A 13,733-nucleotide genomic window follows, 5' to 3' on the forward strand; every position below is an offset into this window, starting at 1 on the left:
ATGAGTTTTCATATGCCATGAGTATTAATCTCCAATAAGCCTCGCTATAATAGCGCCAACATTATTCAGCCAGTTTCATTATGTCCGCTATTTCGACCATTTCAGAACTTTTGACCTTATCCGACAGCCAATACCGTATTTATGACATTGGCCGTAAAATTGATAAAATCTCTAAAGAGCAATTTAAAAAAATAGAATTAAACCAGCAGCCCTACCCTTTTCCTAGTCAAGGACATGCTTTTATTGCCGCCGCTTTCTGGCAAAAAGGCTCAACCGCCCCCTACCTGTGGTTCATTAAAATTCCCCTGGATGAAAGAGGCCTGCTGAACCAGGGAGCGCGCAATCACTTTATTGCCATTATTATCGAAGCATTAGGCTCAGATCTTTCCGCTGATCCAACCCAGAAGCAAGAAGCGCTGCTGAAAAATAACCCTTATCATTTTACCCCGGCACAATATAAACTGGCCGCCTTAAACAGCATTATCGGGGTGGAATTAAAACAGCCGCCCAGCAGTTATTACCAGAACTGCTTGTCTTACTTAAGTGGCGAGCAAGGCTGGCATCAGTGGCAAAACCTCGGCGTGCAGGGGATCAGTGATTTTGTTGCCCGCATCGATGATAAGGCACTCCAGCAAGTGTTAATCAAGGCTCTGCCCCAGTTGCCGCCCCAGGTGCTGGCACCTTTGTGCTCGGCCCTGGAAAATAAAAAATACCCGGTTGATGTCATCCGCAGCCTACTAAAGCGCTTGAAGTCAGCCATTGATAGCGGCGAAGGCGAACTTGAACAGGCATTATTAAGGGCACTGGCGACAAACTGTGAGCATATTGATGTCACCACCTTTGCCGACGAATGTTTGCTGACTCCGGAAATCAGCAGCGAACAGCTGATCACTCTCTCCGGACGGTGCTGGACCTTGCTGCAAACACCCGCACGTATGAGCCATTACCTCGAATTGTTAATTGCCAAACAAGATAACGAGCTGTTTACCGCTATTTTTAAAGATCTGGTTGCAATCCCGCTAATACGCCCAATATTATTTCAGTGTATGCGGGCCCCGGATCGTAGCCCCGCCTTGGCAAAAGCCATAGGACAATTATTTAACTAACCTGGTTTTAACCGCTGGAATTAAGGGTGAAGTGTTAATCATGGAAAATATTTACTACTTGTTATTGGCGTTTATGGTGTGCTGGTATTTTATCTACCTGAGAAAAGTATCTGAGTCCGCCAGAAAACATGCTGCCAGATATTGCGAGCAAAGCGGTTTGCAATTTATCGCCATTGCCCGAAAATTCAGCAGGCCAAAGTTTGATAAACAATACGGATTATATTTTTCCAGTGTCTTTGAGTTTGAATTTAGCGGTGACGGCGAGTCAAGCAATAGCGGTGAGTTAAGCTTAAGGGGCTTAAAGTTAAACCGGGTGGATTTACCCGCCTACAGAATTTAAGCTGATAAAAGCACTTAGCGAAATTTTTCAAGGTTCTTTCACCAGACAGAAAGATTGCCCTTCATCCTGAACATGGCCACTCTTCCACATCCATGTGAGCATGGCTGAACATAAAACAAAAGCGGCTGATATGCCGCTTTTGTTTTTTAGCCAACATCCTGTAGCCGGTGGTGGTCGCCATCCTGATGACCTCTTCCCTGAAACATTAACTTCCCTGTTAACTCCCGGTACCTTCCTGGCAAACTTTAAACTAAAAGTAAACTTCCTTATTAAAACCCTAGCCGTCCTATGCTGATTTCCTGTCTGGCTCAACCATCCTGTTGAGTGATTCATCACTGAATGCTGCTTAAGTTTTCCTTAACTCGTATCGTCCTGACAAACTTAATATTACCAGCTGAATTGCCCGTAACCAGCGCCTGAAAAAAAATAAATACCGGCGCTGATCCCCAGATAAAAATAAGTACAGAAAATACCGGTAAAAACAAAACACTAGAACAAGCATTTGCTTTTGCACCTGAAAAGGATTTCACTATGCCTACACTATTGTAAGAAATTTCTTACAAAAAGCTTCAGCTTCTCCCTCTGGCTTATATCTGTGCTGTTTATTGTTTGACCAAGTCGGCGATAAAATGATTTTTCTTTTGATTCTCCCCTGATTTTTGCCAGATTCACGCAGACACAGATGCAAAAATTAGTTAATCTTGCGTTAATTTATTTTGGAGGTCTTGTGCAGCTATTAAAGTCGATTTTTTGTTTATCCGGATTTGATAATCGTCAGCGTTATGGCGCGATCTGCGGCATCAGCTATCTGAGTTTTATCCTGATGAGCGCCATACTCACCGGTTATATGATCAGTTCAGCCATGGTTTTATTTATCGCCGTTATGGTGTGTGTATTCTCCACCAAGCGCCGTTTACAAGATGCCCAGCTCAATAAAAACTGGAGCGCCGCCCCCGGCGTTATTTTTGCCCTGACAGGTTTAGTCATTATTACCGTCAATCACGCCGGCGCCTATTGGCTGCTGCTTATTCCTATGGCGCTCTCAACGCTGTTATTAACGTATCCCGGTAAACCCGAAAAAAGCTATCAATTAGGTTATAACGGCCCCGTTGATTTACAGGGATTTAGCCGGCCCCATAGCCGCAGCAATCAGAGCAATAGCCGGATAGAGCCGACCTTGACCGGCTCAACGGACGCTGAGCAGACAATAGCCATTGACGGCAATGAGCAGGTATTTCATCCCTCAGGGGAAGCAGCCACGGCATCAGGAGAAAACTTTGGCTCAGCTTCGGCGCCAACAGATCCCGGCGAACAAATTCGCCTGTTGCTGCTTAATAAAAAAAATGCCCTCTATGCCGGAGGGGTAATACTCGCTTTTATCATCACAGGTATAGTGATGTCTCTGCTCTTTTCTGACGGCGAAAAACCGGCAGGAGTGTCAAATGACACCGCACCTGTCCAGACGCAGGCACAACAGGATGAAAAATTACATCAGATTGATCTACCCGATAACTTCTCGTTACTGCTCAACCAATACCAGGGGGTGATCATCAACTGGCAATCGGATAAAACCGAACAAACACAAATATGGTCTGTAAAGACCGCTCAAGGCGACAGCAGCTGTGAGAACATTACCTTCAATAACGGTGAGTCATACCGCACCTATGGTGTTACCACGGAAATGGGAGATAACTATTTCGCCAGCTTCTCTCCCCTGGACACAAAAGCCCTGTTACAGGCAATCGCTTTTCGCGGTCACTTCCGTTTGTGCGGTTATAAGTTTTCATTGAAGGGCAGCCAGGCGGTATTAGGGAAAAACAATCATTACGCCCAGTTTATTGACTATTAAGCTAGCTGGCTTTCTATCGCGATAACGGGGAAGTAAAGTTTTTTCGGACGTTGGATTGCCTGCAGAACGCAAATACTGAGCTTATACCGGGAGCCCGGCCTGTAGCTCAAAGGAAAACTGCCAGGCATAAAAAAATGCGGCTCATAGAGCCGCATTTATTTAACTAGCTTAGTGCTTCCTGCACATATTTAGTGTTCCCACACTTTATATCCCTAAAATATCTATCCCTAGTATATTTTGATGAATCCTTTCATCCTCCTTAAGCCGTCCCGGGCAATATATCGTCCTGATATATTCACATTACTGTGTGTTCCCTGTGCTATCCATTTGCATCATCCTTAAGTTAACCATCCTTGATCAACTCACTTCCCTGTTATATCTTCCTTTTGCGGATATCCGATCCACAAGACATCATCCTTAATGCCTCCCTTTACAGAGTATCCTTCTCTGTGTCGTCCTGACATGATTAATAATACGCGATTTTCAGAATTAACTTAGTAGGGCAAAAAATATATTATTCTGCAACTTTATTGCAACAAAGCCCCCGCCGAATTTATTCAAGTTTTTTCAAGATGTTACAAAACAATACAGAGAAAAATGTGACATCATTAACCAAGATATCTTACGTCGATGTAGGAGATATCGCACAGCAAGAGGTAAAATTAAAGTAAACCTGTTCACACCCCGGAACGGCTAAGTGTTTGCACTTCATCCATTAAGCGGAAAAAAATAACAATAAAACAAATAACCGGCCTTAAAAAAGGCTATCGGCGCGGTGTTAAAACCTATACCCAGGGAAATACTTGGGAGAAAAAGACGAAAAAAAGCAAGTCCCGGGAACCTGCTTTCAACAAGTGAACTTTAGTAGTAGTTTGCTATGAAAGGTGAAAATTTAGCCCTGGTTTTTTGTCTGTTCACGAGTTTTCTGTTCACGGTAGTGTACCATCAGGGCGCCGCTGACATTACCGACATTGATTTCACGGATAAACTGATAGTCGACATCTTTAAAAAACTCCCGGTATTTTTCCGATGTCGCATAAACCGCAACCCCTTCACTGTCCGGATGTTCTTCCAGCACAGTCGATACCGCCGCCATAAGATAATGGCCAAAGCCATAATGCTGATGCAAAGGATGAATGGCAATAAAAGATAACATATGGAATTTTTCCAACGGCACCGCCGATAAAATGATCTCTTCCTTTTCGATCATTTGTTTGGTGCTGAAATAACCGGCACTTAATAACATTTTCAAGCGCCAGTGCCAGAAGCGCTCAGAGCCAAAACCGTCGTCCGGACCGTTTAAACAGGCAACCCCGACCATGGCCTCACCAAGATACAAGCCAACCATAGGCTGCTTCGCATGCCAAAAGGCTCCCAGCTCTTCCCGGATAGAAGCACGCAACCTTTGTTCATAGTCTTCCTTTTCACCATTAAAGATCTCTAAGAATACCGGATCATCATGATATGCCTGGTATAATAAAGATGCAGCCAATTTAAGGTCTTCAGCAGCAAGATACGTTGCTCTTACATTTGCCTTAGTCGGCGCAGTTGCCACATTTGTCATCTAACTCCCCCATCACACTTTGCTTTGATTAAATGCTGATTTATTTTTATTTTACTTCTTTAACAACTCCAACTTACCATAACAGGGTTTTTTAAATTAGGTCAAATAGTATTCACATGAGCATAAATTAAACAACTATAATTAAAAAAGTTAACCTTGAAGGGGAAAAATTAATGGATCGTTCTAACCATACCCTGGCTTGTCTGTTTGCTCAGCTGGGATTAGATAACAAAGATACATGTATCAATGACTTTATAAATAAAAATAAGGGGATACCCGCCGATGTGCATTTAGCCAATGCAGGGTTCTGGAATCCGGCGCAAGCCGACTTTTTAACCCAGGCAATAGTCGAAGACTCAGACTGGGCAGAAATTGTTGACAGCCTGGATAACTTGTTGCGTTAAAGCAAGTTTGCCCGAAGCAAGGCAGTAATAAATTCAGGCAAAATCCTTTTCACCTGCACTCCATCAAACAATAAATCATAAAATTAGCGCGCGGCGCAGTTAATGTCCCAAGTTACGGGAAAACTCGCCGCCATTACCCGTTTCTTTAAGCAGGCCATCAACAAAATACAAATATGTACACTCGTCTTTTGTGGTCATGCCGTCTTCTTTGGTGCGGTGGGTGCGGTAATAAAGTACCTGGACTTTTTGCTCGTTATCCATAAAGGTCTCGCTAAAATCAGCGACCCCGAGCGCATTAAGGGAGTGGGTAAAACTTGAGCCTAAAGCCAGGCCGGCAATGGCCTGACGGTTGTCATATTCACGATCTTTATAATCGCTGCTGATATGATAACCTTCATCCCTGTCCCCGCCGACGGAAACAACACAGCCAGATAAACCCAGTAATAAAGGCGCAGCGATTAATAGTGAGAAACTTGTTTTTTTCATATTGTAATACTCATAGTTAACAATTAGCGTAAGTTAGCTAACTAACAGCAAAATCCAAACCAAAAATATAACCCACTGATTTTAAATGGATTAATTTTTTGTGGTTATTTTAACAAAGACATATTTGGTGATATTCGCTAAAATATAGTAAATATCACTGCCTGAATAACAAAATGACTATTCGAGAAGAAATATTAACCATAGCAAACCAACTCGCCAACCAGGGTAAAAGCCCGAGCGTCGCCTTGATCAAAACAAAACTTTCATCCCCAACCCCTTTACCTGTGATCATCTCTACCCTGAAAAGCTGGCAACATGATCCCGACTATATCGAAGTAAAAAAGCCGGATGAGAAGGCGGCAAAAAAGCAGCAGGAGAAAACCTCGCCGGATAAAGAAATTTACCAGGCAGTAGAGCAAGCGATACAACAGGAAATAGCACCGCTTCGCCGGGAACTTGAAGAAATGAAAGCCTTGCTGCTCAGCTTAACCGGCAAAGACAAGCAATAAGGCCCAGGGGCGAACAATTCCCCGACACAGAGGATAAGCGCCCAGCTTATGCCCGGTTATGCGGGGTTAAACCGGCGATAAATTCCGCCATCGAATCCGCCAGTTTTTTATGGGGTTCGCGGCCAACATGCTCTACCCAGATAGCCCCGGTTTCATTATCCAACGACAAGATAAGATCTTCTTCATCCGTGACGGCAAAAAAGATACTGATGCGCTGTTTTAGCCTTTGCTTCATCAAAACATGGCCTATGATATTTTCCTGTAAACGTTCAAAGTCATCTTCATTCCAGGAAAATAACAATGACAGCTGCCCTTCTGAGCACATGGCATCAAGGGGGTCTGAATGAAACGCGGTAAAATAGCTTTTAATATCCGGGTGCAGCTCCAGCTCAAGTGCGGATTCGATATTGTTAAAACATAAATTCCCGTCCGCCGGCACCGGCTGCCAGAGAATTTGCTGCCCCTGCTCTTGGTGGCCACTTTCTTGAGCAGTAAACAGCCCCTGCTGGCACGGCGACGGCCAGTCTTCATCCAGTTCCGCCACCGGCAAATGGCCGTGGGTTTGCTGGTAATTTTCAATATAACTGCTGGCAAAATGCCAAAGTTTGTCGGTTAAGTCGTTATTTGTTGATTTCATCAAAGGTAAAGATCCTTTAAAATAAATGTAGTTTTCAAGAGATGAGTTATTTTATGGCGAATTACCAAAACAGCGACGCCCTGAACAATTTAACCCTGGGTAAAACCACCGCTTATGTCGCTCAATATACCCCAGATTTATTGCAAGGGGTACCAAGAAGTCTTAACCGCAATGATCTGGCCCTGGATCAAAATAACTTACCTTTTCAAGGGGAAGACCTTTGGTACGGCTACGAATTATCCTGGTTAAACAGCAAAGGCAAACCTGTGGTGGCCGTAGCCGAGTTTCGCTTCCCCTGCAGCAGCGAAAATATCATAGAGTCAAAATCGTTCAAGTTATACCTGAACAGTTTTAACCAAACCCGGTTTGACAGCCGCGAAAATGTACAAAAAGCCTTAGTGGAAGATCTGTCCCGGGTCGCCAAGGCCGAGGTCGAGGTTGCACTTTTTAACGTAGACAACTGCCCGCCACTGGCCATAGCCCCGATAGACGCCGTTTGTATCGACGATGAAGATATTAGTGTGGATCATTATGATTTTGACCCCAAGTTACTCGAACAGGCACAGCAGCACGGCAGTGATGAAGTCAAACAGCAGGCTTTAGTCAGCCACTTGTTAAAGTCCAACTGCCTGATCACCAACCAGCCGGACTGGGCCAGTATTTTTATTGAATATCGGGGACGGGAAATCTCCCATGCCGCTTTATTGCGTTACCTGATCTCTTTCAGGCAACATAATGAGTTTCACGAGCAGTGTGTTGAACGTATCTTTTGCGATCTCAAGCAATATTGTCAGCTTGACTCCCTGACCGTTTATGCCCGTTATACCCGCCGCGGCGGATTGGACATTAATCCATACCGCAGCACGAGCGATAAAAGCGCGCCAAAAATCAGAACATTACGTCAGTAATTCTCTTAACAGAAGCTGAAAATAAGTTTAAAACCTAAGCAGGCATTGTTTTTACTCAATCAGCCCCTAATAAAGGTAAGAATAAAGACAATGCTAGCTGACAAGGACATAGCTTCTGTTGTAAATTAACTTATAATAAGCGTATTAATTTCTATGAAGGCTGCCCGCTATTTATGCCGTAAGAAATAGCCAGAAATTCAGCCTGTAAATTTTCTAATTATCCGAAATAAGAATATTCTATGAATGAGAAGTCTGTTGCTGTTGAACAAATCAACGTGCTGAAAAAAAAACTCGACGCAGCAATCAAATCCCGGGCAGCCGTAGATTCAGATTTAAAAGCCCAATCATCTCTCCTGGTTCAGTTTATCACCCGATTAACTAAGCTTTGCAAAGGCATAGACAAAGAGTTAGACACGCGCCTGAGCAAGCTGAAAAAGCTGCTGGCCAAAGGTGCACCGATAGCGGATTTAGAACAGCAAATCGCCTTCATTGCTAAACTCATTCAAAACTATGATCTGAAAACAGAAAAAGAAGTCAGCCAGTTAAGTAAGCAATGTAACGATACCGCCAAAGCCCTGCTGAAAATCAATACCTTACCCGGCGCAGAAAAGCGTGAGCTGCGTAATATCTTAACGGAGTGCGAGCAGAGTAAAGAAGCCCTGGTGCAATATATTCCTTTGTTAAGCCAGCTGATAAGTGTCTATGATACCGCACTGAAGCTATCCCCCGCCCTGCCGAAAAAAGGCCTGCTGGATGCATTAAACAACGGCACGGCAGGTGAAAGCAAAGAGGTTAACCAGGTCGTCTTAGCCAAACTGAGTTATGTGATCGATCACCTGGTACTGCCGGAAAAGCACACCAGTGAATTATTAAAAATAAAAGAGCAACTCACCCACAATATCTCCAACGACAAGTTGATGGTGAGTCTGCTGGATCTGTTTGACGTTATTATCTCAGACCTGCAGCAAGAAAGGGCCACCGCAGAAAGCTTTCTTTCCGGCTTAAGCGAAACCTTATCTGATGTACAAGCTGCCATCAACAAGACCCTGTTTTGTAACAAAGAATCCCAAAGTGCCAGTAATGAACTCAACGCCAAGCTGCACAAGCAGGTAGATGAAATGTCTACCGTGGTAGACAGTGCCAAGTCGGTGAGCGACCTGAAACAAAAAATTAATAAAAACTTACAAAATATCGTCAAAACCCTCGAAGATAAATCCAGCAGCGAAAATAAACATAACCGGCAAATAGAAAGCCAGCTCAATGACATGACCGCCCGGGTCAAAGAGCTGGAAAAACAAAGCCAGTATTTTGAAGAGCAGTTAAAGCAGCAAAAAATAAAAAGCATGCAGGATGCCTTGACCAAGCTGAATAACCGCGCCGCTTTTGATGATTACTTCTCAAATCAACTCATTGATTTTCAACAGCAAAGTTATGACTTAGCCTTGGTGATATTAGATCTTGATGACTTTAAACGCATCAATGATACCTATGGCCACACCGCCGGGGATAAAACCTTGCAGGTCATGGCCATGACCTTAACGAAAAAAGTATCTGCCGATGCCTTTATCGCCCGTTATGGCGGAGAAGAGTTCGTTTTGGTTTATACCGGGATAGGACAGGACAAACTTTTGCAGCATCTCAATGACTTAAGAAAACACATTGCCCGGTTGCCCTTTAAGTTTAAAAATAATAAGGTCAGTATTACCACTTCCATAGGTGTCACGCATATTAAGGCACAAGATAATATCCACAGCGCATTTGAACGAGCAGACAAAGCCTTGTACCAGGCCAAAGATCAGGGAAAAAACAAGGTTGTTTACCTTTAACTACGTTTATCTATAAGTACGTTTACCTATAACTGCGTCTACCGCGTTCGCATAAGGAGTCTATCATGCATACACAACTCAACCCCGTAGGCAATATGAGCCTGCTTTCCCAAATAGAGGTTGACCAGCTGCAAAAGTCCGCCAGCAGCGAATTATATAACTTATATCGCAATTGTTCCCTGGCGGTGTTAAATGCCGGCAGTCATACCGATGATGCCGAAGCCATCTATCAAAAATATCAGGATTTTGACATCCAGGTGTTAAGACGGGAACGCGGCGTTAAACTTGATCTGATCAATCCCCCGGTTGATGCCTTTGTCGACGGAAAAATTATCCGCGGTATCCGCGAGCACTTGTCTGCGGTGATGCGTGACATTCTGTTTATCAGCAAAAGTTACAAAGATATCGATATCCATGCCACCACCGACCAGGTCACCCATGTGGTTTTTGATATCCTCAGAAATGCCAATGCCATCTTGCCGGAAACGGACGCCAGTTTAATCACCTGCTGGGGTGGCCATTCCATCAACCAGATCGAATACAAATATACCAAGGAAGTCGGCTACCACCTGGGATTGCGCGGCTTTAATATCTGCACCGGCTGCGGTCCCGGCGCCATGAAAGGGCCGATGAAGGGCGGCACCATAGGCCATGCCAAACAACGCAACCCCCTGGGACGTTATATCGGTTTGACCGAACCCAGCATTATCGCCGCCGAACCCCCCAACCCGATTGTCAATGAGCTGGTGATCATGCCGGATATTGAAAAGCGCCTGGAAGCTTTTGTGCGCCTGTCCCACGGCATCATCATCTTCCCCGGCGGCGCGGGCACGGCTGAAGAGTTGCTTTATATCCTGGGTATTATGCTCAATGACAAAAACCAGGCGCAAAAGCTGCCTATCATACTCACCGGGCCGACGGAGAGTGCCGACTACTTTACCGAAATCGATACCTTTATCGGCGCCACCTTAGGTAAAAAAGCCCAGGATTTATACCAGATCATTATCGATGACGCCCAAAGCGTTGCCAAAGAAATGAAAAAGGGCCTGAGCGAAGTGATCGACTACCGCAAACAAACCGGCGACAGTTACCACTTTAACTGGTCACTGGAGATAGAGTCCCAGTTTCAGCACCCGTTTGAACCGACCCATGAAAACATGGCGGCGCTGAACATCAACAGCGACATGGAAACCGCCCAGCTGGCCGCCAGCCTGCGCCGGGTCTTTTCCGGTATCGTCGCCGGCAATGTCAAATCTCCCGGTATCAAGGCGATCCGGGAAAACGGACCTTTCATTATTTCCGGCGAATCCCGGATGATGGCATTAATGGATAATTTACTGGCTTCCTTTGTCAAACAGCAAAGAATGAAATTACCCGGCAGTGCCTATATTCCCTGTTATGAAATCGCGCAGGAAACAGCTTAATGCCGCTACACCTTATCCTGATAGACGCCTTAAACTTAATAAGGCGTATATACGCAGTACAGGAGCGCCCTTTCCTTTTAAATAATGAACTGGCAGAAAATACCAAAAGGCAGGTATTGTTCAACACCCAACAGGGCTGTGTTTCAGCCCTGGGGAAAATGCTGGAACAACACCAGCCAAGCCATGCACTGGCGGTTTTTGACAGCATCGCCCCGTGCTGGCGCTACCAGTTGTTTCCGGATTATAAAAAAGGCCGAAAAAAAATGCCGGAACACCTTGCCGACAAGCTGTCCGATATCCAGGATGAATTTATGCGCTTCTCGGTGGACTCCCTGGTCTCAGAAGAAGACGAAGCGGATGATCTTATCGCCACGTTGGCGGTTAAGGTTGCCCTGCGCGGGCAAAATGTCACCATAGTGTCCACCGACAAAAGTTTCCTGTCGCTGCTGGGACCAAATATCAAGGTTTATGATTATTTTAACCGCCGCTACCTGGATGAAACTTATGTCCGGGAAAAGTTTAAGGTTAAACCCGAGCAGCTGGTGGATTTCTGGACCCTGACCGGGGACAGCACCAATAAAATTCCCGGCGTTGCCGGTATCGGACAAATTACCGCCTCGGCCTTATTAAGCCAGTATGATTCCCTGGCTGCCCTGCTCAATGCCAAAGATTTAAAACAGAGTGTCATGACAAAATTACATGAGGATGTCGACCAGCTGAAGCTGTACCGGCAATTGCTGACCCTGAAGCAAGATATCCCGCTGGGCTTCAACCTTAAAGATCTCCGCCTGCCCCTTGCAAGCGAGCCCGAATAACCGCCATAATTAAGCGTATCAGGCAGGCAATGGCGGCACTTTACATAAAGTGAAACAATTCTCTGCTGTTAATCTTGTTATATTCATGAATAATGTCTTGTTAATCACTTACAGACAATCCGGTCTTAGATAAAGAATGAATAAAAAGTATGTCTTACTTTCTTTAGCCCTGTACGGCCTGTTTGTCTTTTTAGTCATCAATTTTTATAAAGGCAGCCCCAGCAGCATGACCTGGGAAGACAGGGAAGAATTCAACCGCCAATATATCGCCAAGCTTGTTCCGGGACAACATACCCTGGAGCAGATCTTAACCGATCTCGGCACCCCGGATTCCACAGAGGCGATACGCAAAAACAACAACTACTACCAGGTTACCTTTTACCGCACCCAGCATGTCAAATCCGACGGCATCACCACCCAGGAAGAATGCAGCTACCTGCTTTTTGTCAACGATATCTTAACCGGCAGCGGCCTGGGCATCGGCTACCCGGATAACTGGCAAGTCATAGATAACCACACGAAAAACTAACACTTTCCTGTCAATCACTTAAAAAACGACTAAATCTGCATTTTCTCCCGACTTTCGATATATACTGATATTTGTCTATTGTTTAAGGTCAATATAAAAGGTTTTAAGCTGGCTTACATCCCCGTGACATGATATAAAGCAGCGCAATTACTTAAGTGGTTTGATCAGTTATAGCGAACGTAATAAATAAGTGGCCAGGATTCAATGAAGATGGTCAATGAATGATTTCGTTTAATATTCACCCCCTCAGGTAAAAAATTATTAAGAAGTTTATTTTAAAAGGTATATTTAATGGCTAAACAAACCATAACTGTTATTCCCGGCGACGGCATCGGCCCGAGTATTATTGACGCAACCATAAAAGTACTGGATAAAGCAGGCTGTGAGTTTGACTATGAGTATGCAGATGCCGGTCTTACCGCGTTAGAAAAGCACGGCGAACTGGTTCCGGAAGAAACCCTGGCATTAATCGAGAAAAACAAAATCACCCTAAAGGGCCCGTTAACGACCCCGGTAGGCGAAGGCTTTACCTCTATTAACGTCACCTTACGTAAGCACTTTAAGCTTTATGCCAATGTCCGCCCGGTATTGTCTTTTAAAGGCACTAAAGCCCGTTACGAAGATATCGACATCATCACTATCCGTGAAAACACCCAGGGCATGTACTCAGGTTTAGGACAAACGGTATCGGAAGACGGTGCCACCGCCGAAGCCATGAGCCAGATCACCCGCGAAGGCGCGGAAAAGATCGTAACTTTTGCTTACGAAACCGCCCGCAAGGAAGGCCGTAAAAAGGTTACCGCGGTACATAAAGCCAACATCTTAAAGTCAACTTCAGGTTTGTTCCTGAAAGTGGCCCGTGAAGTGGGTGAGCGTTACCCGGATATTGAATCTGCGGAAATGATCGTCGACAACTGCTGCATGCAGCTGGTCATGAACCCGGCGCAATTTGACGTTATCGTCACCACCAACTTATTCGGTGATATCCTGTCCGACTTATGTGCCGGTTTAGTGGGCGGCTTAGGCATGGCCCCTGGCGCCAACATCGGCAGCGACTGTGCTATCTTTGAAGCGGTGCACGGCTCAGCCCCTGACATTGCCGGTAAAAACCTGGCAAACCCGACTTCCGTAATTCTCGCTGCCATCCAAATGCTGGAATACCTGGACATGGGTGATAAGGCAGAGAAAATCCGCGCAGCAATCAAAGACGTAATTGAAAGCGGCGACCGTACTACCGGCGACTTAGGTGGTAGTCACGGTACTACTGACTTTACCGATGCGGTATTAGAGCGTTTATAAGCTGCTCTGAAGAAATTACCGATAATAAAAACCCGGC

General features: G+C 45.0%; 15 protein-coding genes. 12 read left to right on the top strand and 3 right to left on the bottom strand.

Annotated features, from left to right (window positions below):
• Window positions 1-80: 80 nt before the first annotated feature.
• From QL234_RS14780 to QL234_RS14795, 4 genes are all read left to right on the top strand, one after another.
• Window positions 81-1,106 (top strand): DUF3549 family protein, encoded by a 1,026-nt coding sequence (locus tag QL234_RS14780; RefSeq protein ID WP_281558592.1) that lies wholly within the window; start codon window positions 81-83, stop codon window positions 1,104-1,106.
• A 40-nt stretch (window positions 1,107-1,146) separates the two neighbouring features.
• Window positions 1,147-1,446, top strand: coding sequence for a DUF3301 domain-containing protein (locus QL234_RS14785; RefSeq protein ID WP_281558593.1), 300 nt, complete (start codon window positions 1,147-1,149; stop codon window positions 1,444-1,446).
• A 100-nt stretch (window positions 1,447-1,546) separates the two neighbouring features.
• Window positions 1,547-1,741, top strand: a complete 195-nt coding sequence (locus QL234_RS14790) for a hypothetical protein (protein WP_281558594.1) — start codon at window positions 1,547-1,549, stop codon at window positions 1,739-1,741.
• Window positions 1,742-2,173: 432 nt separating this feature from the next.
• Window positions 2,174-3,295 (top strand): hypothetical protein, encoded by a 1,122-nt coding sequence (locus tag QL234_RS14795; protein WP_281558595.1) that lies wholly within the window; start codon window positions 2,174-2,176, stop codon window positions 3,293-3,295.
• Window positions 3,296-4,187: 892 nt separating this feature from the next.
• Here QL234_RS14795 and QL234_RS14800 read toward each other — a convergent pair.
• Window positions 4,188-4,859: a GNAT family N-acetyltransferase gene (locus QL234_RS14800; RefSeq protein WP_281558596.1), complete on the bottom strand. Its 672-nt coding sequence runs from the start codon at window positions 4,857-4,859 to the stop codon at window positions 4,188-4,190.
• A gap of 173 nt (window positions 4,860-5,032) precedes the next feature.
• Between QL234_RS14800 and QL234_RS14805 the strand changes: the two genes are divergently transcribed.
• Window positions 5,033-5,263 (top strand): DUF2789 domain-containing protein, encoded by a 231-nt coding sequence (locus QL234_RS14805; protein WP_274055196.1) that lies wholly within the window; start codon window positions 5,033-5,035, stop codon window positions 5,261-5,263.
• 99 nt (window positions 5,264-5,362) lie between these two features.
• Here QL234_RS14805 and QL234_RS14810 read toward each other — a convergent pair whose 3' ends face one another.
• Complete coding sequence (locus QL234_RS14810) at window positions 5,363-5,749, bottom strand: DUF3192 domain-containing protein (protein ID WP_281558597.1); 387 nt, start codon at window positions 5,747-5,749, stop codon at window positions 5,363-5,365.
• Window positions 5,750-5,922: 173 nt separating this feature from the next.
• Between QL234_RS14810 and QL234_RS14815 the strand changes: the two genes are divergently transcribed.
• On the top strand, window positions 5,923-6,258 hold the full coding sequence (locus QL234_RS14815; protein ID WP_281558598.1) for a hypothetical protein: 336 nt from the start codon (window positions 5,923-5,925) through the stop codon (window positions 6,256-6,258).
• 46 nt (window positions 6,259-6,304) lie between these two features.
• Here the strand turns inward: QL234_RS14815 and syd are convergent, their stop codons facing one another.
• Complete coding sequence (gene syd, locus QL234_RS14820) at window positions 6,305-6,895, bottom strand: SecY-interacting protein (protein ID WP_281558599.1); 591 nt, start codon at window positions 6,893-6,895, stop codon at window positions 6,305-6,307.
• A gap of 53 nt (window positions 6,896-6,948) precedes the next feature.
• Between syd and queF the strand changes: the two genes are divergently transcribed.
• The 6 genes from queF to QL234_RS14850 all read left to right on the top strand — a co-directional run bounded on the left by queF (window position 6,949) and on the right by QL234_RS14850 (window position 13,696).
• Entirely contained in the window at window positions 6,949-7,803 is an 855-nt protein-coding gene (gene queF / locus QL234_RS14825; RefSeq protein ID WP_281558600.1) for an NADPH-dependent 7-cyano-7-deazaguanine reductase QueF, read from the top strand.
• Between the two features lie 239 nt (window positions 7,804-8,042).
• Window positions 8,043-9,629, top strand: a complete 1,587-nt coding sequence (locus tag QL234_RS14830; RefSeq protein WP_281558601.1) for a diguanylate cyclase — start codon at window positions 8,043-8,045, stop codon at window positions 9,627-9,629.
• Between the two features lie 65 nt (window positions 9,630-9,694).
• Window positions 9,695-11,053, top strand: coding sequence for a nucleotide 5'-monophosphate nucleosidase PpnN (ppnN, locus tag QL234_RS14835; protein ID WP_281558602.1), 1,359 nt, complete (start codon window positions 9,695-9,697; stop codon window positions 11,051-11,053).
• Window positions 11,053-11,868 (top strand): flap endonuclease Xni, encoded by an 816-nt coding sequence (gene xni / locus QL234_RS14840; protein ID WP_281558603.1) that lies wholly within the window; start codon window positions 11,053-11,055, stop codon window positions 11,866-11,868. Before ppnN ends, xni begins: the two co-directional genes overlap by 1 nt.
• A 136-nt stretch (window positions 11,869-12,004) precedes the next feature.
• A complete protein-coding gene (locus QL234_RS14845; RefSeq protein ID WP_281558604.1) occupies window positions 12,005-12,397 on the top strand; it encodes a DUF3192 domain-containing protein in 393 nt (130 codons plus the stop codon).
• A gap of 291 nt (window positions 12,398-12,688) precedes the next feature.
• The gene (locus QL234_RS14850) at window positions 12,689-13,696 is read left to right on the top strand and encodes an isocitrate dehydrogenase (RefSeq protein ID WP_044830962.1); all 1,008 of its coding nucleotides are present in this window, start codon (window positions 12,689-12,691) and stop codon (window positions 13,694-13,696) included.
• The last annotated feature ends 37 nt before the right edge of the window (window positions 13,697-13,733 follow it).

Origin of the sequence: Thalassomonas sp. RHCl1, assembly GCF_947387555.1 — a bacterium.
Lineage (GTDB): Bacteria > Pseudomonadota > Gammaproteobacteria > Enterobacterales > Alteromonadaceae > Thalassomonas.

Coding starts and splice junctions, on each gene's coding strand:
- QL234_RS14785 (WP_281558593.1), top strand. CDS start 1,147: ATGGAAAATATTTACTACTTGTTATTGGCGTTTATGGTGTGCTGGTAT.
- QL234_RS14850 (WP_044830962.1), top strand. CDS start 12,689: ATGGCTAAACAAACCATAACTGTTATTCCCGGCGACGGCATCGGCCCG.
- queF (WP_281558600.1), top strand. CDS start 6,949: ATGGCGAATTACCAAAACAGCGACGCCCTGAACAATTTAACCCTGGGT.
- ppnN (WP_281558602.1), top strand. CDS start 9,695: ATGCATACACAACTCAACCCCGTAGGCAATATGAGCCTGCTTTCCCAA.
- QL234_RS14780 (WP_281558592.1), top strand. CDS start 81: ATGTCCGCTATTTCGACCATTTCAGAACTTTTGACCTTATCCGACAGC.
- xni (WP_281558603.1), top strand. CDS start 11,053: ATGCCGCTACACCTTATCCTGATAGACGCCTTAAACTTAATAAGGCGT.
- QL234_RS14805 (WP_274055196.1), top strand. CDS start 5,033: ATGGATCGTTCTAACCATACCCTGGCTTGTCTGTTTGCTCAGCTGGGA.
- QL234_RS14790 (WP_281558594.1), top strand. CDS start 1,547: ATGGCTGAACATAAAACAAAAGCGGCTGATATGCCGCTTTTGTTTTTT.
- QL234_RS14845 (WP_281558604.1), top strand. CDS start 12,005: ATGAATAAAAAGTATGTCTTACTTTCTTTAGCCCTGTACGGCCTGTTT.
- QL234_RS14810 (WP_281558597.1), bottom strand. CDS start 5,749: ATGAAAAAAACAAGTTTCTCACTATTAATCGCTGCGCCTTTATTACTG.
- QL234_RS14830 (WP_281558601.1), top strand. CDS start 8,043: ATGAATGAGAAGTCTGTTGCTGTTGAACAAATCAACGTGCTGAAAAAA.
- QL234_RS14815 (WP_281558598.1), top strand. CDS start 5,923: ATGACTATTCGAGAAGAAATATTAACCATAGCAAACCAACTCGCCAAC.
- syd (WP_281558599.1), bottom strand. CDS start 6,895: ATGAAATCAACAAATAACGACTTAACCGACAAACTTTGGCATTTTGCC.
- QL234_RS14800 (WP_281558596.1), bottom strand. CDS start 4,859: ATGACAAATGTGGCAACTGCGCCGACTAAGGCAAATGTAAGAGCAACG.